The sequence below is a fragment of the Shewanella glacialipiscicola genome, assembly GCF_023283485.1.
Taxonomy (GTDB): Bacteria; Pseudomonadota; Gammaproteobacteria; order Enterobacterales; family Shewanellaceae; genus Shewanella; species Shewanella glacialipiscicola.
On sequence record NZ_JAKILU010000005.1, the window covers coordinates 185,995 to 205,629 of the forward strand.

Here is a 19,635-nt window from a genome sequence, read left to right on the forward strand (position 1 = left end):
GCATTAAAAATGCATATCGGCACTTAGCATGACTAAACGTCCTGGCGCCATATTCGCAAAATGCGCGGAATAAGCTTTATCGTAATAACGCTCATCCATTAAGTTTTGCACATTCAAACGTAGGGTCAAAAACTCGTTCATTTTGTAAGATGATAATGCATCAAAACGCCAGTACGATGGGATTGATAGCGTATTAGCCGTATTACCGTAAACTTCGCCCATGTAATACGCACCACCCCCTAGATTAAATGCCTCTGTAATGTCATAGGTCGTAAACAAACTAACACTGTTTTTAGCGGTATTAGGGAAACGATTACCGTCATATTGCACATTGAAACCGTTGCTTTCTAAGGTTGCATCTAAGTAAGTGTAACCACCAAAACCATGCCATTCATCAGTAAAATCACCCGAAAAACCAAATTCAAAGCCTTTGACGTTTTGTTTGCCTACGTTTTCTTGCGGCGCGCCACGGCCTGCTTCGGTCGCAACGCGAGCATTATTTTTCTCAATTTGGAAAATCGAGCTGGTCAGCGACAAGCGGCCACTGAATAAATCCCACTTCACACCGAGCTCATAGCTTTCGGTATCTTCAGGTTTTAAATCTTGGTTTGCTGTGGCTAAACCGTCGGCACCATCGCCATTAGAAGTACCCGGTGGGTTAGAGGATGTGCCCCAGGCAGCATAAATACTGCCATTTACGGTCGGTTTATATAGCACTGATAATTGATAATTTAGAAAGTCGTCCTCATTAGATAGCGCCAATGTGCCGTTATCGGATTCTGTTCTGAAATCATCCCAACGAATACCACCGTTTACCATCCATGCATCGCTTAACTCAATCGTGTTAAAGGCATAAAGCGAACTGGTGTCGGTTTCCGTTTCAGTCACGATACCTTGAGTGATAGAACCGACCCAAGGATCATGCGGATTAGGATTGGTCAACGAGGTGCAGTTATAGCTCGCAATCATCTCAGCCGTACAGCCACCATTACGACCGTTGCCAGCATCAACGACATAAGGCTGGTTACTGGTACGCTCATTACTGAACTCGGCGCCAACTGCAAAACGATTTGGCATGCCCGCTAACTTCGCCTCGCCAGCTAACTGCAACTGAGTTGCTAGGCTTTTCGTCTCGGAATTACGCGATTTAGTATTGCGCCACACATTACCATTAACAACGTTACCCGCCGTGTCATCGGGGTTGGTGACAATATAATCGTTACTGTTGCGGCTATAAATAGAGGTAGACGTAAACTGGAAATCGTTGTTTAAATCATGACTTATTAATACTGAAGCGGTGTCGTCTGTATTATCACGAAAATCACGCGACAACAAACCATAAAAATTATCAGGATTAACATCAACGGGCTGGCCCGTACTTTGATCGTAAGGGATACCATAATCAGGCACATCGTGATTTTCAAAATGATAATATTCTAATGTCACCTTAGTCGGTGTCGTCAAACCCAAAGTGACTGAAGGCGCAATACCCCAACGATTACCTGAAACCTCATTACGTCCAGGTGTGTCTGCATCATGGGCCATCACATTGAGGCGTACTGCGGCCTCATCTGCAATGACGCGGTTAATATCTAGACTAGCGCGAGTTAACGAATCTGTACCGACGGCTAAGTCTAAGTTTATTGCGTCTTCTGCATTCGCTTTTTTGGTGACAATATTAATACTGCCACCTACCGCACCGCGGCCGCTATACACAGAACTAGGGCCTTTAAGCACCTCAATTTGTTCTATATTGAACGTTTCACGGCTTTGCGAACCCACATCGCGCATGCCATTAATAAAGGTCGATGACTGCGCATCATAGCCACGAATAAAAGGTCTATCACCATAAGGGTTACCACCCTCGCCAGTGCCAAGGCTAATACCGGGGGTTGCACGCAGGGCATCTGTAAAAGTTTGAGCGCCCATATCTTTGATAAGATCTTGGTTTATAACAGTTACTGTTTTTGCGCTATTAAGCAGATCTTCAGTAAATTTCCCTGATTGTACTTTACGGTTGTTATAGCCCAGATACTCGCCGTTAACTTCAATATGTTCGACTTTTTTATCTGTTGTAGGTGCCGGTTGATCTGCTGCCATCGCTGAAGCAGCAGAAACTGCCATCCCTAAAGTTAACGATCCCAGCATGTGAGTGCCGAGTCGAACTCGACCATTACGACGTTGAGCTATTTTCATCAAGAAACATTCCTATCGCGAAGAATTAGTTATTGTCGTGAGCAATGTCACGTATTTGCCGGCCGCTAATATAAGGAAATATCACCACCTGATCAATAACTATTATCATTTGCATTACTAATCAATAGGCTCTGCAACACCCATGAGTTTAAAATACAGATAGACTTACAGATGATCATTAGATTTAAATATAGAATTAAATTAGCTAGTTAGGAATAATTTTTGAATGGGAACACATACTTACTATACATAATGATACGTTTTTTTATGTCACAACATCATGTAAGATAATTAAAAAATAATTAGGAGGGATAACATCAACTAACAGTGTATAAAGCAAAAAACTTTGCAGCATAGGGACACATGCACCATTATCAATGGGGGGTTACGGCTTTAAGATGAAACAAGGTAAATGGCTCTATTGCACAATTTTATTGATGTTTGACTACGCAAACCTCGGATAAATGATTAAATACCTATAAACTAGCCTCACATTTATAGCGACCTCATCTAAGCTATAGACTGTAATCAAGATTGCTGTTGGTAGGCAACTTTTCTAATAGCCTTGTACATGTCATCCCGCCATGATTTAGGCTCACAAGAGGACAAATTTAGGCATGAACGTCAATTTTATAAACCCTTTTCTTCAATCTCTGCTTAATGTTCTTTCGACCATGGCGAGCATGGATTTAACACCTGGCAAGCCCCAGATCAAATCAGATAATTTAGCAAAAGGAGATGTGTCAGGCTTAATCGGCCTCGTAGGCCCTCAAACTAAAGGGTCACTGTCGATTACATTTGAACAAAAGCTGGTTCTGCAAATTATGCAAAATATGCTCGGTGAAAATCCAGGTAAAATTAACGACGAAGTGACCGACCTAGTCGGTGAAATAACCAATATGGTCACTGGCGGTGCAAAAAACTTATTGGGTCAAAAAGGCTATGAGTTTGAAATGGCCACCCCTATGGTGGTATCAGGAAAAGGCCATACTATTTCCCACAAAGCCAGTGGCACTAAAATTATCATGCCATTCACCAGTCCATACGGAGCCGCTTATATTGAAATTTGCTTTGAAAAATAGCGACGCCTTGATTAGCCGTAATTGTTTACCCCCATTCCGCTAAAGAAAAACGGTGTTCAATACACCGTTTTATCATTTAAAGCTTGTTCATCATTGCAAAATTAGTGATTACACTAAGCAAACTGCCACCCTTGGCGTGAGCTTTGTAACAAGTTCGTAAGCGATAGTCCCTATGCGCTCGGCGACTTCTTCCACAGGGAGAGCCTTACCCCATAGTAATGCGCTATCGCCAACCTTATCCTGCGCATCTTGACCTAAGTCGACCGTTAACATATCCATAGATACACGGCCCACAATCGGCACTCGCCTACCATTGACCCACACGGGCGTACCTTCGGGTGCATTGCGTGGATAACCATCACCGTACCCAATCGCCACTACGCCTAAACGCGTATCTTGCTTCGCGGTCCAGAAACAACCGTAACCCGCGGGTTGATTCGCCTTGTGATCACGCACCGCAATTAATTGCGACACTAGCTCCATTGCGGGCACGAGCCCATGATTAGCCCCGCAATCACCAGTAACAGGTGACACACCATAAAGTGCAATACCGGGACGTATCCAATCGCCTTGGCTTTGTGGCCAATAGAGTGCGCCAGCTGAGTTGGCTAAGGTTCTAAACCCTGGCAAGCCGGTCGTTAATGTATTAAAAGCCGCCATCTGTACTGAGGTATAAGTGTTATCAGGCTCATCAGCACAAGCAAAATGCGTCATAAAATGAATTGGTTTTGCGACATTTACACACGCCATTAAGCGGGCGTAAACCGTTGAAAACTGCTCGGGCGTAAAGCCTAAACGATGCATACCTGAATCTATTTTTAACCAAACTGTAACGGGTTTCGCCAGTTCAGTTTGCTCTAACATTTCAAGCTGAGAGTCGTGATGCACCACAGTGTCAATATCATGCTCGACCAGCAAAGGCAGGTCGGTAGCGCGAAAAAAACCTTCTAGCAATAACAAACGGGCTTTAACACCGCCTGCTCGCAATTCTAAAGCTTCATCTAAACGCGCCAGCCCAAAGCCATCGGCACTGACTAAACAATGGGCAACATTTAATAATCCATGACCATAGCCGTTCGCTTTAACGACAGCCATAACACGACTGGTTGGTGCCTGTTGGCGCAACTCAGCTAGATTGGTTTGCAGTGCACTACTGCTAATTTCAGCACGGGGAAAAGGGTTCAAAATTTACCTTGTTTACTCAGGAAATAAAAAGTCACGGATAATAAAAACAACACATCAGCACTGTCAGTCTTCTGCAAACGTAAATCTAATTCAATAAAAAAGCTTAATCTTCTTCAAACTGCGGACCCGCGTAATTATCGAAACGCGAAAACTGCCCTTGGAAAGTTAATCGTACCCGACCAATAGGGCCGTTACGCTGCTTACCAATAATGATTTCAGCCGTACCTTTATCTTGAGAATCGTTGTTATACACTTCATCGCGATAAATAAACATGATGAGATCCGCATCCTGCTCGATAGCGCCCGATTCACGCAAATCCGAGTTTACTGGACGTTTATCAGCACGTTGCTCGAGCGAGCGGTTAAGCTGCGACAGGGCAATAATCGGGATTTCTAACTCTTTAGCTAACGCTTTTAAGGAGCGTGAAATCTCAGAAATCTCTAAGGTACGGTTATCTTTCAAGGCGGGTACCTGCATTAACTGCAGGTAATCTATCATGATCATCGATAAACCACCGTATTCTCGAGCGATGCGACGCGCGCGGCTACGAACTTCGGTTGGCGTTAATCCGGAGCCATCATCGATATACATTTTACCTTGCTCAAGCATAATGCCCATGGTCGATGAGACTCGCGCCCAATCCTCGTCATCAAGTTGACCGGTACGAATTTTAGTTTGATCAACGCGGCCCAAAGAGGCCAGCATACGCATCATAATCTGTTCTGATGGCATCTCAAGGCTGAAGATAAGCACAGGCTTGTCTTCATTCATCGCCGCTTGTTCGCATAGGTTCATCGCGAAGGTAGTTTTACCCATAGAAGGACGCGCGGCCACAATCACTAAATCGCCGGCTTGGAAACCTGCGGTCATTTTATCCAGATCATTAAAGCCACTCGATACACCTGTCACGCCGTTATGGGGATTATTGTAAAGTTGCTCAATCTTATCGACAGTTTTTTCGAGGATCGTTTTAATGTCCTCAGGACCTTCGTTAACATTGGTACGCATCTCGGCAATTTTAAAAACTTTACTTTCGGCTAAGTCGAGTAACTCGCTCGAATCGCGACCTTCAGGATTGTAGCCTGCATCGGCAATTTCGTGTGCAACGCGGATCATGTCACGTACAACAGCGCGCTCACGGACAATTTCGGCGTAGGATAAAATATTGCCTGCACTCGGCGTATTTTTAGCAATTTCACCTAAATAAGCAAAACCGCCTGCATCATCTAGTTGATTTTCTACTTCTAGTTGCTCAGAAACCGTGATCAAATCGATTGGTTGTCCCTGTTCAACCAATCTGTGCATGGCAGCAAAAATCATCTTGTGTGAGCGGGAGTAAAAGTCCTCTTTGACTACGGCCTCAGCCACTCGATCCCATGCTTCGGCATCTAACATCAAGCCGCCTAATACCGATTGTTCAGCCTCAATTGAATGCGGTGGCAGCTTGAGTCCATCTAGCTGCAAATCTCTTGGCTTACTTTTAGGCTTAAAAGCACCTTGTTGTGACATTAACACTCCCGATTTCCAACAACTTAACAAAATATGATATAAAACCCGCGTCAAGCAAACAGGATGCTTACACTTGCCTGTTATTTCATTCCAACGGACACTCTAAAAAAACAATAAGGAAAGAACATGCGTATTGCATTGGTTACTGCCCTAGCACTAACATCCGGCGTAGTAACCGCCGACGAAGGACAATGGCAACCTTATCAAATGCCTTCAATTGCAGACAAACTCAGTGAACGCGGAATCAATATTCCAGCAGAACAATTGGCCGATCTGTCACGTTACCCTATGAACGCCGTTGTAGGACTGGGCTATTGTACCGCCAGTTTTGTCTCGCCCCAAGGGCTAGTTGTGACAAACCATCATTGTGCCTACAAGGCGATACAATATAACACCAAGACAGAACATAACTATCTAGAACAGGGCTTTTTAGCCACATCAATGGACAAGGAACCCTCGGCCGGTCCTAACGAGCGTTTATACGTTACTGAAGCAGTAACGGATGTCACTGCCAGTATCATGAAAGATCTCAGCCAAGATCCGTTAACGCGTTATGAAGACATTCAAAATCACAGCAAAGCACTGATTAAAAGCTGTGAAGCAGATGACAACTATCGCTGCAACGTCCGCAGTTTCCATAACGGCTTAGAATACTACTTAATCAAGCAATTGATGATCCGCGATGTGCGCTTAGTCTACGCACCACCTGAAAGTGTTGGAGGCTATGGTGGCGATATTGATAACTATGAATATCCACGCCATTCGGGTGATTTTGCCTTCCTACGGGCTTATGTTGGTAAAGATGGCAAACCCGCCGCTTATAGCGACGATAATATTCCTTACCAGCCAAAGAGTTACCTTAAGATCAATGCCGATGGCGTAAAAGCCGGTGACGGCGTGTTTGTGGCGGGTTACCCAGGCACGACTAGCCGTTACAACCTGACCAGTGAACTTAAATTTGCCAGTGTTTGGTTGTACCCAACCCAAGCTAAACGCTATCAATTACAGATTGATACGATTGAAGCTATGGGACAAGAAGATACTGACATCGCCATAAAGTACGCAGGCAACATGGCCTCAATGGCCAACCGGATGAAGAAACTCAACGGCCTATTAGCAGGTTTTAAAGCAACGGATATCATTGGCATTAAGCAAAGCCGTGAAGATAATTTTTTAGCTTGGCTTAAACAAAACCCTAAGCTAAATCAAAATCTCATTGCTGAGTTAGAAGTGTTACTCGTAGAGCAACAGCAAGCATTTCAAAGTAACTATTACTTTACCAATGCCCAATCGAGCACATTGTTAACCGCAGCAAACAGTCTCTACCGTCTTGCTAAAGAAAAACAAAAGCCCGATGCCGAGCGTGAGCAAGGCTACCAAGAGCGTGATATTGTGATGTTAAACTCACGCCTCAAACGTATCGATTCTAGTTTTGATGTCAAAGTCGATAAAACGCTCTGGCTACAAGATTTAACGGCTTATCTTGGCCAATCAAATCGCGTGGCAGCGCTCGATATAATGTTAAGTATCAATAATAAAGATGCTGATCTCGCTACTAAACTCGATGGTTTGTACTCACTCACTACCCTCACAGACCAAGCTAAGCGCCTCGCGTGGATGGATGCCGATGCTAACGCTTTTGAAACCAGTGCCGATCCCTTTATCCGTTTAGCAGTCGCGCTTTATGAAACCAATATGGCTCAGGAAAAGTCAGAAAAAATCTTAGACGGTAAGTTGTCTAGTGCTCGCCCTGATTATATGGCGGCCGTAATCGCATACTATAAAGCGAATAACTGGCCAGTCTATCCTGACGCCAACGGCACACTTCGTATCAGTTATGGTATGGTCGATGGCTATCAGTCTCGCGATGCGCTCTATAAGCAGCCATTCACTCGTCTGGATGGCATAGTCGCGAAACACACAGGTGTTGAGCCCTACAATGTGCCGAAAAAACTACTCAATGCGATTAACGAACAACGTTTGGGCGATCATCTAGTGAAATCCGTTTACCAAGATCCCCGTGGTTGGATTTGCAGACTCTTCTCTTGCTTAGACAAACCAGAGGAATTTAACTCAGTACCAGTTAACTTTTTATCCAGCGTCGATACCACAGGTGGTAACTCCGGCTCGCCAGTCTTTAACGGTAAAGGGGAGTTAGTGGGTCTTAACTTCGACTCAACCTACGAGGCTATTACCAAAGATTGGTTCTTTAACCCAACTATCACCCGCGCAGTACACGTGGATATCCGCTATATCCTGTGGATGATGGATGAAGTCGATCATGCGGATAACCTAATTCAAGAACTGGATTTAGTGAGAAATTAATACTTAGCGCTAAACACTGACGCAATTAAACTAAACCAAAGCCGCATTATAGCCAATGCTGTTAGCGGCTTTTTTAACTATTCAGACACTAGCAGCACAGCCAGATTGAATCAGCGCATATCACTACTGCATTACTTCATCCGTATCAAAAACAAAGTATCTTCGCAACACTCAAAGACTGAATTACAGACATAAAAAAACACCGCCTAGGCGGTGTCTCTTATGTATTAAAGCGAGTCGTAATTAAGCTTCTGCAACCACAGAAACTTTAACAACAGCTTTAACTTCAGTGTGTAACTGAACTTCAACTTCGAAGTTGCCAATAGTACGCAGAGCGCCTAATGGTAAACGAACTTCTGATTTAGCCAGTTGAACACCAGCAGCAGTTACCGCATCAGCGATGTCACGGTTGCCAACTGAACCAAACAGTTTGCCTTCATCGCCAGCTTTAGAAGCGATAACAACAGCTTCTAGTGCAGCGATTTTCTCAGCACGTTGGTTAGCAGCAGCTAAGTCAGCAGCTAATTTAGCTTCTAATTCAGCGCGACGAGCTTCAAATACTGCAGTATTTGCAGCATTTGCAACTACCGCTTTACCATAAGGTAAAAGGAAGTTACGAGCATAACCGGCTTTAACTGAAACTTGGTCGCCTAAGCTACCTAAGTTTGCAACTTTATCTAGTAAAATAACATTCATTATCAAATCCTCTATATTCGATTAGGAATACTGCAAATTACTGATGTAAATCAGTATATGGCAGTAGAGAAAGATAACGAGCACGCTTGATAGCGCGAGCTAGTTGGCGCTGATATTTAGCACTAGTACCAGTGATACGGCTTGGAACAATCTTGCCGCTTTCAGTGATGTAGTTCTTTAAAGTAACGATATCTTTGTAATCAATCTCTGCAACACCTTCAGCGGTGAAACGGCAGAACTTGCGACGACGGAAATAACGTGCCATGTTGACAGTCTCCTAAGTTTTCAATTCGACATTTTCGGCATGGATAACTAAGCGGTTTTGACCATTACGCCCCTGTTGAAGCGTCATAAAGCCTTGCACTTGTACTTCCACACCTGCTTTCAGATCATCTGCTACGCTTTCAAAGCGTGGGCCACTCAATATCACTTGAATTTGTACGTAGACGTTGCGGAGCATATCTGCTTCATAACGCTGCGATTTGTGTTCCAACATCATTACACTGTGTGCAATACCTGCTGGGCTTTTAAAGCGTCTTGAACGAGTTATCGTTCCAGATAACACCAAGTTATTGGTGGTCACAGATTACCTTACTCAGCGTTTTCTTCAGCGTGAGCTTCATCATATGAGCGTTCGCCAGCTGGGCCACGACGTGAATCGCGCTCATCTCTAGCTTTAGCCATTGGCGATGCTTCAGTAACGGCAACTTTAGTACGCATTACCATGTTACGCAGAACTGCGTCGTTGAAACGGAAAGCTGTTTCTAGCTCTTCGATCGTCTCTGCTTTAGCTTCAACGTTCATAAGAACGTAGTGAGCTTTATGCAGATCAAGAATTGGGTAAGCCAGTTGACGACGGCCCCAATCTTCTAAACGGTGAATTGTGCCGTTAGCTTCGGTGATAACACCTGTGTAACGCTCAATCATACCTGGTACTTGTTCACTTTGATCTGGGTGAACCATAAATACGATTTCGTAATGACGCATTTATTGCTCCTTACGGTTATGTAGCCTCGGTATTGGCTCAGTCAGACCAAATGGAGGCAAGGAACGAAAAATAGTGACTGATTTGAGCGCGAGATAGTACAGAAAGCAAGCCAGAAACTCAAGCAATAACTTTGCCTCGCTAATCAATACAGGTATGATGGCGCCTCACATATATTCGGACGTCTGAAATCAGCTAATCAAGAATTAAACATAATGCTAAAAGCTATCGTGCCAATCAGTTTATTTTGCCTTTCGTTTCCAGCGCTTGCGCTTATACCTCCTGACTATCAAGAACCGCCAAGTGATTTTACTGCAGAAATCGAGGCCGGTTTGCAACTGAATACTGGCAATAATGAATCAAGTAGTTTTAATGGTCGCACCCAACTGATTTATGATACTGAACGAACCAAGCAAGAAGCCACGCTAAAAGCCTACTTTGCCTCAGAAAAAAGCCAAACAACCTCAGAGAAATATGAACTACAGCTACAGTCAAACTATAAATTGACTAAGGGCTATGTCTTCGGTCGTGGTGATTTTACTTGGGATCAATTCGGTAGTTACACACAAATATCAACTCTTTCTAGTGGTTACGGTTTTAATGCCATCAGTAGTTATAAAACCAAACTCAGCCTCGAAATCGGTCCCGGTTACCGATATAACTTACCCGCAGAATCAGTCGATATTCCTAATCCTGATGCTGAAAAAGATATCATTCTACGTACAGCGGCTAAATTTTCCCAAAAGCTACAGGAATATAGCAGCCTAAATGCGGATCTAACTGCGGAGGTAGGCGAGAATAACAACACCCTCACCTTAGATATGAACTACAAGAATCTTGTGTTCCAAGATTGGGCATTTAAGATTGGTATGAACATTAAATACACTGAAGCCGTACCAGAAGGTAGCCAACAGACGGATACCATCACCACCTTCAACCTGCTTTATACCTTTAGATAAATCCATACTCAATAAAAATGCGCTTATAACGCGACTCGCGGGTTCTCATTTTAAAACATGCTTGAGTGCGCATACCTTGTGTCATCAGGTCTTCATAATCTTTCACGTAAAAACGGGGGCTTAATCAAGATTTTCTAACAATTTGCAACACAACATAAACACTAACCCCTGATATACTCTCCCCACGTTGTTATTTTTGTTGTGTTTTCGGAGTTGTATATGACTAATCCGCTACGCACTTTCGCCTCCTTATATAGCACTACTTTATTAATGGTATTGGCTGGCGGTTTACTCACAACCTATCTTGGCCTTAGGCTCTCTGTAATGCATGTGCCACAGATATGGATTGGCGGTATGATGTCAGCCTACTATATTGGTCTTGTTGCAGGCTCTAAAATTGGCCACAAACTGATCGCTCAAGTAGGGCATATTCGTGCCTTTGTTGCCAGTGCAGGAATAGTCGCCGCCTCAGCATTAGGCCATGCACTCGTGGATGAGCTATCGGTTTGGCTACTGCTGCGGTTGATTGTTGGTATGGGAATGATGTGCCAATACATGGTGTTAGAAAGCTGGCTTAACGAACAAGCAGAGAGCAACCAACGCGGTACTGTATTTGCCAGTTATATGATTGTTTCTTACTTCGGCTTAATCTTAGGCCAAGGTGCCATCAGTATCTTCCCCGAATTAGGTTTAGAGCCATTACTGCTTATCGCCATTTGCTTCTCACTCTGTATTGTACCAATTTCACTCACCCGCCGTCTTCACCCCGCGCCTTTGGTACCGGCACCGCTTAAAATTGCCCATTATTGGAAAAAAGCACCGCAAGCACTCACTACCATAGCGATTGGTAGCATGATAGTCGGTTCGTTTTATGGTCTCGCGCCCGCCTATGCCAGTAACTTAGGCTTACCACCAGAAAAAGTCGCCACTTATATGACAGCAACTATTTTAGCGGGATTATTGGCGCAATGGCCGATGGGAAAACTATCTGACATTATGTCCCGCAGTCGTCTTATTCGCATCAACTGTGTATTGCTCGGTGCCTTAGCTTTAGCAATCACCTTCATCCCCTACCATCCCGTTATTTCACTGGTAATGACTTTTCTATTTGGCATTTTAGGCTTTACTTTTTATCCACTGGCTACAGCGCTTGCCAACTCACGAGTCGAGCAAAATGAACGAGTGGGTTTATCCGCCACCATTCTATTAACCTTTGGTTTAGGTGCCAGTATCGGCCCTCTCATCGCCTCTACGTTAATGCAATGCCTGGGTAACAGCATGTTATATGGCTTCATGTCGGCCTGTACCATAATTCTGTTTATACGTTTACATTACGTGCATTCAAAACAAAAAGTCGAAACCAATGTGACCCAAGATTATATGATGGCAACAGGTGATTTAGTCTCCTCACCACTGGCAGCAGCATTAGATCCACGAGTTGATGTTGAGTCGATTCAAGAACATATGACGCCATCGTTTAACGCTGATGAGGACGAATATGATTTAGGAGCTGATGGCGTAGATAATGATGACGCGGTTGAGTGTAATGAAGAACAACTCACCTTTTGTTTCGATACTTGGCAAACAGACGTAGAAGCGACTCAAACCGATAGCACTGATGATAATCAAGCTAACGTAGAAAAAGCCTTTAGTTAAAAAATGCTCATAAAAAAACGGCTTGACTGTAGATACAGTTAAGCCGTTTTTGATTACCACAAGCGTGGTATCACTGCGTAGTTTAAATATTAGCTACGACGCTGACGTACAGCCTCAAATAGACAAACACCCGTCGCTACCGATACGTTCAAGCTAGATACACTGCCCGCCATCGGAATTGAAATCAGCGAATCACAAGACTCGCGACTTAAACGGCGTAACCCTTTATCTTCGGCGCCCATAGCAATCGCTAGCGGCCCTTTAAGATCGGCTTGATAAAGTTCGCAATCGGCTTCACCGGCAGTGCCCACAATCCACACACCTTTATCTTGTAGGTGGCGCATAGTGCGCGCTAAGTTCGTAACTTGGAATAACGGTACAGTTTCTGCTGCGCCGCAAGCCACTTTACTCACAGTCGCAGTTAAGCCGACTGAGTTATCTTTAGGCACGATAATACCTTGCACGCCAGCCGCATCGGCATTACGTAAGCAAGCACCTAAATTATGCGGATCCGTCACGCCATCCAAAATCAACAGGAAAGGTTGCTCAGTATTAGCAAGCAGCACATCTAAATCTTGTTCATTTAACACTTTAGCGGCTTTGACGCGCGCCACAATACCTTGATGTTGGCTGCTTTCAGCTTTGTCATCCAAAACCTTACGTGACGCCAGTTGAATGGTTGTCCCGAATGATTTGGCTTCATTAGCCAAGGCCGTTAAACGCTCATCATCGCGACCTTGTAACAACCATAATTCAATAATGCGCTCAGGGCTGTGCTTTAACAGGGCTTCAACTGCGTGGATCCCAAAAATAATATCTTGTTTTTTCATTTATTTCTTTCTCGTGCTCCGCTTAGCGGCTTTTGGCTTGGTAGCCGGATCTTTTTCTACTGTTGTCTGAGCTTTAGTCGCTGCTTTAGCCTTAGTGCTAGTTTTAGCTTTAGGCTTAGTACTCGTTTTAGTACTAGCCTTAGGTTTGGCTTTGGCAGCTTCAGTCTTAGCTGTAGATGTCGCGGTTTTGTTCGTTTTGCCTTGCTTAGCGCCTTCGCGATTAACGCGTTCACGGGCGGTAATCGGCTTATCACGGCTAGCTGACGACTTACGCTTACTACCTTTGCCATCGTCACCCAACATCACTAAGTCAATCTGTCTGTCATCTAGGTTAACCGCCGCGACTTTCACTGTCACAGGATCGCCCACTTGATAAACTTGCTTAGTATGTTCACCGATGAGTCGTTGGCGCATAGAATCAAACTGATAGTAATCGCTACCTAGGCTTGAAATATGCACTAAGCCATCGATAAACAACTCATTTAAGCGCACGAACAAACCAAAGCTGGTGACCGATGCAATCACAGCCGCGAAAGTATCGCCGACATGATCTTGCATAAACTCGCACTTCAGCCAATCGCTGACATCACGAGTCGCTTCATCAGCACGACGCTCAGTGGTTGAGCACTCTTCACCTAATTTTTCGAGCTCATCGAGTTGATAATGGTAGCCACCATCCTGCGTCCACTTCTCAGTGGTTTCACCCTGTTCTTTTGCCAGTAAATAACGGATCACTCTGTGTAAGACTAAATCCGGATAGCGGCGAATAGGCGATGTAAAATGCGCGTATTCTTCTAGTGCTAAACCAAAATGACCTTCGTTATCAGGGGTGTAAATTGCTTGGCGCATAGAGCGCAGCAACATCACTTGGATAAGCTCAGCATCGGGACGTTCGGCAATTTGTAGCATTAAATTTTGATAATCTGACGGTGTCGGTTCTAAACCGCCACCCATCGTTAAACCACGCTCAGCAAGGAACTCTTTAAAGTTTGCCAGCTTTTGCTCCGATGGCGCTTCATGCACGCGATACAGCACTTCACCTTTATGTTTCTTGACAAACTTAGCCGCAGAAACGTTGGCTAAAATCATGCATTCTTCAATAATTTTATGGGCTTGATTACGACCACGCGGGACGATTTTATCAATCTTACGTTGCTCATTAAAAATGAACTGCGTTTCCATCGTCTCAAACGCAATCGCACCACGTTCAGCCCTTTGTTCATCAAGTGCTAAATACAAAGATTGTAAACATTGCAGATGCGGGAATAGGGCTTCATGCTCAGGCGCAATTGGGCCACCTTCTAACATATCCGCGACTTGGGTGTAAGTGAAGCGAGCGTGTGAATACATCACTGCCGGATAAAATTTATAGCCCGATAACTTACCTTTAGCAGACACAGTCATCTCAGCGACCATACATAAACGATCGACGTGAGGATTTAGCGAACATAGGCCGTTAGAGATTTTCTCCGGCAGCATAGGGATCACTTGCGACGGGAAATACACTGAGTTACCACGAGCACGTGCTTCTGTATCTAAAACAGAGTCGGTACGTACATAGTAACTTACGTCTGCAATCGCAACCCATAAACGCCAGCCGCCACCGACCTTTTTCTCTGCATACACGGCATCGTCAAAATCGCGGGCATCTTCGCCATCAATAGTCACTAAAGGTAAATGGCGTAAATCGACACGGCCAACTCTATCAGCATCGGTCACTTCATCGGGAATGCGGCGCAGTTTTTTCTCGATTGCCGGAGACCAAGTATGAGGTAAGTCATAGTTGCGCAGAGCGATTTCAATTTCCATCCCCGGCGCCATTTGCTTACCGAGTACTTCTGTCACTTTACCCGCAGCCTTAACAAAACGACCTGGGCGACGCGTTAACTCCACCACCACAACATCGCCTTGACGGGCGCCATTACGATCTTCATCCGCGACTAAAATTTCTTGAGTAATACGCTTATCATCGGCGATGACAAATGCCATACCGCTATCAACATGATAACGGCCAACAATTGCAGCGCTTCGTGGCTGGATCAGACGAACTAAACGCGCCTCACGACGTCCACGGCGATCTGTGCCCGCTTTTTGCGCCAGCACTTTATCACCGTGGAAATACATCAGCATATCGCGGTTTGAAATAAATAAGTCATCACCACCTTCATCGGGTTTAAAAAAGCCAAAGCCTTCTCTGTGCCCGATAATAGTGCCGGAGATCAGATCCATCTTCTCGGGCAAGCCATAGCTCTGCCCGCGAGTAAATACCAACTCGCCATCGCGTTCCATCGCACGTAAGCGACGACGCAGGGCTTCAAGTGGCTCTTCCTCATGGATGTTTAATGCCGCGGCAATACTGTCACGAGTGATAGGTGATTTCTGAGAACGTAAGTAATCGATAATATACTCACGGCTTGGGATAGGGTTTTCGTACTTATCCTGTTCACGCTCAAAATGAGGGTCTTTTATCATTCAATATCCAAATAATGTGTCTCTAGATTGAGAGACAACTTAACGGCTTCGCAGCTGTTCTTGCTGGGCCCGCGCCACTGCACTGGGGGGCATTTTAGCTGCTAACGCCTTCAGTAAAGACAAGGCTTTTTTCTGTGTCGCCTCGTCCGTAAATACATCGTTATATAACCAGTGATAGGCGATCTCGTAATCCCGAGGGCTACCATAACCTTCACTGAATAAACGCACTAACGTCATACGAGCGGATAAATCACCACTTGCAGCCGCAGGCAGTAAATAATGTACTGCCCTTTCTTTATTGCGGATGACAAATTTCCCACTCTGATAATACTCGGCAAGCTTTAACATCGCTTCTGAGCTACCTTGTTCGGCCGAGTCACGTAACAAAGCAATACCCTTTGCAGGGTTAGCTTTTACACAGGTTCCATGGTTGAGCATTTCGCCCCATAGAAACTGATATAAAGGCTGTTTTAAGACTTGGGCTCGCGCCTCAATGTCTTGGACTAGCTGGCAATCATCATGTTTCACTTTTGCTAAGTATTGATTGCTACGGATCAAATCAAGCAATTGATCTTGGCTATAAATATCCACCGCCTCCGTTTGTGCAAAGCACATTGAAGAGATTAAAGATAATAGCGCGACCAGTGCTGTACGTAGCATAACAACTCTCAATGACAATAGGATGAATACATACATCGGCAGTATAACCTATTTCTTGAGTTTGAGCTGGATTTCTAACCGTTGAATTAAACAGAGAAAAGCGTATATCTTTGTAGAAAAGGCTAGAAACACAGCCTTAATTGAGCGGATTCACTAAAATCAGGGGATAGCTACGATAAGACCCTATATCAATATAGTCTATTGGTGTTTCTAAATAACCTCAAGACGTTTGATATGAGTAATAACAGTAAGTATGTCGTTGTTCAGCATACCGCAATTCTGCCATATAAACGCACTGACTCTGCTGATAATCAGCCATTGCAGGTGTATCGACTAATATATGCTCGTGACCTATAACTTAGACGTGCAGAGCGCAGCGATATAATAGCGAATTCAATACCGAGGTCGATGATATTACAACTTCTTTACCATGGATTTTTTATACAAAAACCACAAATATGACAATGCCAATTGTCACCAACACGCCGCCAAACCGCTGAATAATGTGCTGATGTTGATGAGACAGTTCATTTAAATAGTACCGCCATTTATTAGGGAATAACAATGGTCCAACCCCTTCCAAAATGAGCACTAATGCTACCGCCAGCATAAAAACTTGCAAGGTCATACTTACCCCAAACTGAATCGTTGAATACCAAAAAAAGAGTATATCTGCACATTTAATTGCGAGAGCATAATGGTAATATTATAAATTTTAACCAATAAAAAACCCAGCAAAGCTGGGTTTTTTGATATTCCAAAAACGAATTAACGCTTAGAGAATTGTGGCTTACGACGTGCTTTACGTAGACCCACTTTCTTACGCTCAACTTTACGAGCGTCACGGGTAACGAAACCAGCAGAACGTAGTGATGGACGCAGAGCTTCATCTAATTGCATCAGAGCACGGGTAATACCGTGACGGATTGCGCCTGCTTGGCCAGTGGTACCACCGCCTTTAACAGTTACATAGATGTCCAGCTTATCAGTCATTTCAACTAACTCTAATGGTTGACGAACAACCATACGAGCAGTTTCACGACCAAAATACTGATCCAAAGGACGTTGGTTTACAACGATGTTGCCACTTCCTGCTTTAGCGAATACGCGAGCAGTAGATGTTTTTCGACGGCCAGTGCCGTAATACTGAGTTGCAGCCATTTGCTTAAATCCCGTTTAGATATCAAGAACTTGAGGTTGTTGTGCAGTGTGGTTATGTTCTGCGCCAGCGTAAACTTTTAGTTTACGGAACATGGCACGGCCCAGAGGACCTTTTGGTAACATACCCTTAACTGCTTTCTCGATGATCATTTCTGGCTTTTGCGCTTGCAGCTTTTCAAAGCTGATTTGCTTAATGCCACCAGGGAAGCCTGAATGCGAGTAGTACGTTTTGCCTTTCGCTTTGTTACCAGTCACAGTCACTTTTTGAGCATTAACAACGATGATATAATCACCGGTATCAACGTGTGGCGTGTATTCTGGCTTATGCTTACCGCGTAAACGGATAGCGATTTCAGTTGCGATACGACCTAAAGTTTTGCCGTCTGCATCAACGACGAACCAGTCACGAGTTACGGTTTCTGGTGTAGCAGTAAAAGTCTTCATTATTACAAAAACCCAAAGTTAATTTTCTGTCTCACATGTTATCTGCGCTTGCAAATAACACAAAATTGCCTTTTAGCACCCCTTCGAGCACTGACTTCGGCTTACAACTTCCGCCCAATTGGCGGAGTAACGTGGGCAGGCTGCGGAGTATAGACAAAGCTGAGTTAAAAATCACCTGATATTTTGATAAAAACAATAAAACATCGCCCTATAACAGCTAGCAATCTAACGATTAACCCGTTGTAGGTGATTTACTACAAGCACTAAAGCAAAATGTTGACGTTGGGCCGTTAAGGGAGGTGCTCTGTTTTTAAATAATCGTGGGATTGCATTTCAATCAAACGTGAGCAACAACGCTTAAATTCAAAGTTTAATAGGCCATCAGCGTAGATATCTTCAAGTGGCACTTGGGCAGATATAATCAACTTCACATTACGCTCATAAAACTCATCTACCATTGCTAGAAAACGCCTAGCAATATCGTCCCCCGTTAAAAATGCGCCCATTTGTTCGACGCCACTGACGAGCACTGTATGGTACTGCCGTGCCAATTCCATATAGTCGCGTTGGCTACGAGGACCGTCGCACAGCGCTCTAAAATCAACCAACAGTACGCCTTGCGCTTGTTGACGAATACCAATGCTACGCCCATCTATTTCGATGTCTGCGGTAAGCACCTCTGACTCTGGTGCTAACTGGCTAAAATAGCGTAATAGATTAGCATCTGCGGCGGCATCTAATGGGTAATGATAAATCTCAGCTTGCTCAAGTGTTCGCAGCCTATAATCTATACCAGAATCCACATTTAATACTTCACAATGCTGATTAATTAATGCTATCGCAGGTAAAAAACGCACCCGCTGTAATCCATTTTTATAGAGATCATCGGGAATAATGTTAGAAGTTGCAACGAGCACAACACCTTCTTTAAATAACGCTTGAAACAGCGTTCCCAATAGCATCGCATCGGTAATATCTGAGACAAAAAATTCATCAAAACAGATAATGCTATATTGAGCCGCCATTTTTTTTGCGATGACTAACAAAGGATCGCGCACACCTTTTAATTCATCCAAATTATGATGTAATTGATGCATGAAACGATGAAAATGTGCGCGTAATTTTTTATCGCCAGGTAAAGCATCAAAAAACGTATCCATCAGATATGTTTTACCACGGCCAACACCGCCCCAAAGATAGAGCCCCTTTGGTGCTGCTGGTGCTGATTTAAGACCCATAGCGGCAAACAATTTTCCAAGACCAGAACTAGGCGCTGCCGATGTCGTTAAATCTTCAAAGACGCGTTGTAAGGCTTTAACTGCCATTTCTTGAGCCGGATCATGGGAAAAACCATCACGGGTGAGATCTTTTTGGTAATGTTGCCAGGGGCTTAACTGAGGCACGTTTTGATTCTCTTATATGTCAGTTATTAAAACTAACGCAATATTAACACGGCCAATGTGGCGCAGGATAT

At 44.2% G+C, this 19,635-nt stretch carries 18 protein-coding genes; 4 read left to right on the forward strand and 14 right to left on the reverse strand.

Annotation, left to right across the window (positions count from 1 at the left end; all coding sequences use genetic code 11):
- Positions 1-3: 3 nt before the first annotated feature.
- Positions 4-2,196: a TonB-dependent receptor gene (locus tag L2717_RS06515; RefSeq protein ID WP_220773792.1), complete on the reverse strand. Its 2,193-nt coding sequence runs from the start codon at positions 2,194-2,196 to the stop codon at positions 4-6.
- A gap of 617 nt (positions 2,197-2,813) precedes the next feature.
- Between L2717_RS06515 and L2717_RS06520 the strand changes: the two genes are divergently transcribed.
- Complete coding sequence (locus tag L2717_RS06520; RefSeq protein WP_220772548.1) at positions 2,814-3,278, forward strand: chemotaxis protein CheX; 465 nt, start codon at positions 2,814-2,816, stop codon at positions 3,276-3,278.
- Positions 3,279-3,386: 108 nt separating this feature from the next.
- Here the strand turns inward: L2717_RS06520 and alr are convergent, their stop codons facing one another.
- Both alr and dnaB read right to left on the reverse strand, forming a co-directional pair.
- On the reverse strand, positions 3,387-4,463 hold the full coding sequence (gene alr / locus L2717_RS06525) for an alanine racemase (protein WP_220772547.1): 1,077 nt from the start codon (positions 4,461-4,463) through the stop codon (positions 3,387-3,389).
- 103 nt (positions 4,464-4,566) lie between these two features.
- Positions 4,567-5,973, reverse strand: a complete 1,407-nt coding sequence (gene dnaB, locus L2717_RS06530) for a replicative DNA helicase (protein WP_220772546.1) — start codon at positions 5,971-5,973, stop codon at positions 4,567-4,569.
- A 126-nt stretch (positions 5,974-6,099) separates the two neighbouring features.
- On the opposite strand from dnaB, the gene L2717_RS06535 reads away from it, so the two are divergent.
- The gene (locus tag L2717_RS06535; RefSeq protein WP_220772545.1) at positions 6,100-8,298 is read left to right on the forward strand and encodes a S46 family peptidase; all 2,199 of its coding nucleotides are present in this window, start codon (positions 6,100-6,102) and stop codon (positions 8,296-8,298) included.
- Positions 8,299-8,541: 243 nt separating this feature from the next.
- Here L2717_RS06535 and rplI read toward each other — a convergent pair whose 3' ends face one another.
- Genes rplI through rpsF form a run of 4 tightly spaced genes read right to left on the reverse strand, consistent with a single transcriptional unit; the run spans position 8,542 to position 9,981 of the window.
- Complete coding sequence (rplI, locus tag L2717_RS06540) at positions 8,542-8,994, reverse strand: 50S ribosomal protein L9 (RefSeq protein ID WP_220772544.1); 453 nt, start codon at positions 8,992-8,994, stop codon at positions 8,542-8,544.
- A 37-nt stretch (positions 8,995-9,031) separates the two neighbouring features.
- The gene (gene rpsR, locus L2717_RS06545; protein WP_006083042.1) at positions 9,032-9,259 is read right to left on the reverse strand and encodes a 30S ribosomal protein S18; all 228 of its coding nucleotides are present in this window, start codon (positions 9,257-9,259) and stop codon (positions 9,032-9,034) included.
- 12 nt (positions 9,260-9,271) lie between these two features.
- Positions 9,272-9,577, reverse strand: a complete 306-nt coding sequence (priB, locus tag L2717_RS06550; RefSeq protein ID WP_220772543.1) for a primosomal replication protein N — start codon at positions 9,575-9,577, stop codon at positions 9,272-9,274.
- A gap of 8 nt (positions 9,578-9,585) precedes the next feature.
- The gene (gene rpsF / locus L2717_RS06555; protein WP_220772542.1) at positions 9,586-9,981 is read right to left on the reverse strand and encodes a 30S ribosomal protein S6; all 396 of its coding nucleotides are present in this window, start codon (positions 9,979-9,981) and stop codon (positions 9,586-9,588) included.
- A gap of 213 nt (positions 9,982-10,194) precedes the next feature.
- Here rpsF and L2717_RS06560 point away from each other — a divergent pair, with 213 nt between their 5' ends.
- Positions 10,195-10,938: a DUF481 domain-containing protein gene (locus tag L2717_RS06560; RefSeq protein ID WP_220772541.1), complete on the forward strand. Its 744-nt coding sequence runs from the start codon at positions 10,195-10,197 to the stop codon at positions 10,936-10,938.
- Positions 10,939-11,157: 219 nt separating this feature from the next.
- Positions 11,158-12,594, forward strand: coding sequence for an MFS transporter (locus L2717_RS06565; RefSeq protein WP_220772540.1), 1,437 nt, complete (start codon positions 11,158-11,160; stop codon positions 12,592-12,594).
- An 89-nt stretch (positions 12,595-12,683) separates the two neighbouring features.
- On the opposite strand, the gene rlmB is transcribed toward L2717_RS06565, so the two are convergent.
- The 7 genes from rlmB to zapE all read right to left on the reverse strand — a co-directional run bounded on the left by rlmB (position 12,684) and on the right by zapE (position 19,564).
- Positions 12,684-13,424: a 23S rRNA (guanosine(2251)-2'-O)-methyltransferase RlmB gene (rlmB, locus tag L2717_RS06570; protein WP_107881609.1), complete on the reverse strand. Its 741-nt coding sequence runs from the start codon at positions 13,422-13,424 to the stop codon at positions 12,684-12,686.
- A complete protein-coding gene (rnr, locus tag L2717_RS06575; RefSeq protein WP_220772539.1) occupies positions 13,425-15,896 on the reverse strand; it encodes a ribonuclease R in 2,472 nt (823 codons plus the stop codon). It lies immediately after the preceding gene.
- A gap of 39 nt (positions 15,897-15,935) precedes the next feature.
- On the reverse strand, positions 15,936-16,592 hold the full coding sequence (gene motX / locus L2717_RS06580; RefSeq protein ID WP_220772538.1) for a tetratricopeptide repeat protein: 657 nt from the start codon (positions 16,590-16,592) through the stop codon (positions 15,936-15,938).
- A gap of 403 nt (positions 16,593-16,995) precedes the next feature.
- Complete coding sequence (locus L2717_RS06585) at positions 16,996-17,184, reverse strand: DUF2065 domain-containing protein (protein WP_220772537.1); 189 nt, start codon at positions 17,182-17,184, stop codon at positions 16,996-16,998.
- Positions 17,185-17,324: 140 nt separating this feature from the next.
- Positions 17,325-17,717, reverse strand: coding sequence for a 30S ribosomal protein S9 (rpsI, locus tag L2717_RS06590; protein ID WP_220772536.1), 393 nt, complete (start codon positions 17,715-17,717; stop codon positions 17,325-17,327).
- Between the two features lie 15 nt (positions 17,718-17,732).
- Positions 17,733-18,161 carry a 50S ribosomal protein L13 gene (gene rplM / locus L2717_RS06595; RefSeq protein ID WP_076502029.1) on the reverse strand — a complete coding sequence of 143 codons (429 nt, stop codon included), beginning with the start codon at positions 18,159-18,161 and terminating at the stop codon, positions 17,733-17,735.
- Positions 18,162-18,451: 290 nt separating this feature from the next.
- Positions 18,452-19,564, reverse strand: a complete 1,113-nt coding sequence (gene zapE / locus L2717_RS06600) for a cell division protein ZapE (RefSeq protein WP_220772535.1) — start codon at positions 19,562-19,564, stop codon at positions 18,452-18,454.
- Positions 19,565-19,635: the final 71 nt, after the last annotated feature.

Coding starts and splice junctions, on each gene's coding strand:
- L2717_RS06515 (WP_220773792.1), bottom strand. CDS start 2,196: ATGAAAATAGCTCAACGTCGTAATGGTCGAGTTCGACTCGGCACTCAC.
- L2717_RS06520 (WP_220772548.1), top strand. CDS start 2,814: ATGAACGTCAATTTTATAAACCCTTTTCTTCAATCTCTGCTTAATGTT.
- dnaB (WP_220772546.1), bottom strand. CDS start 5,973: ATGTCACAACAAGGTGCTTTTAAGCCTAAAAGTAAGCCAAGAGATTTG.
- L2717_RS06535 (WP_220772545.1), top strand. CDS start 6,100: ATGCGTATTGCATTGGTTACTGCCCTAGCACTAACATCCGGCGTAGTA.
- rplI (WP_220772544.1), bottom strand. CDS start 8,994: ATGAATGTTATTTTACTAGATAAAGTTGCAAACTTAGGTAGCTTAGGC.
- rpsR (WP_006083042.1), bottom strand. CDS start 9,259: ATGGCACGTTATTTCCGTCGTCGCAAGTTCTGCCGTTTCACCGCTGAA.
- rpsF (WP_220772542.1), bottom strand. CDS start 9,981: ATGCGTCATTACGAAATCGTATTTATGGTTCACCCAGATCAAAGTGAA.
- L2717_RS06560 (WP_220772541.1), top strand. CDS start 10,195: ATGCTAAAAGCTATCGTGCCAATCAGTTTATTTTGCCTTTCGTTTCCA.
- L2717_RS06565 (WP_220772540.1), top strand. CDS start 11,158: ATGACTAATCCGCTACGCACTTTCGCCTCCTTATATAGCACTACTTTA.
- rlmB (WP_107881609.1), bottom strand. CDS start 13,424: ATGAAAAAACAAGATATTATTTTTGGGATCCACGCAGTTGAAGCCCTG.
- rnr (WP_220772539.1), bottom strand. CDS start 15,896: ATGATAAAAGACCCTCATTTTGAGCGTGAACAGGATAAGTACGAAAAC.
- motX (WP_220772538.1), bottom strand. CDS start 16,592: ATGTATGTATTCATCCTATTGTCATTGAGAGTTGTTATGCTACGTACA.
- L2717_RS06585 (WP_220772537.1), bottom strand. CDS start 17,184: ATGACCTTGCAAGTTTTTATGCTGGCGGTAGCATTAGTGCTCATTTTG.
- rpsI (WP_220772536.1), bottom strand. CDS start 17,717: ATGGCTGCAACTCAGTATTACGGCACTGGCCGTCGAAAAACATCTACT.
- rplM (WP_076502029.1), bottom strand. CDS start 18,161: ATGAAGACTTTTACTGCTACACCAGAAACCGTAACTCGTGACTGGTTC.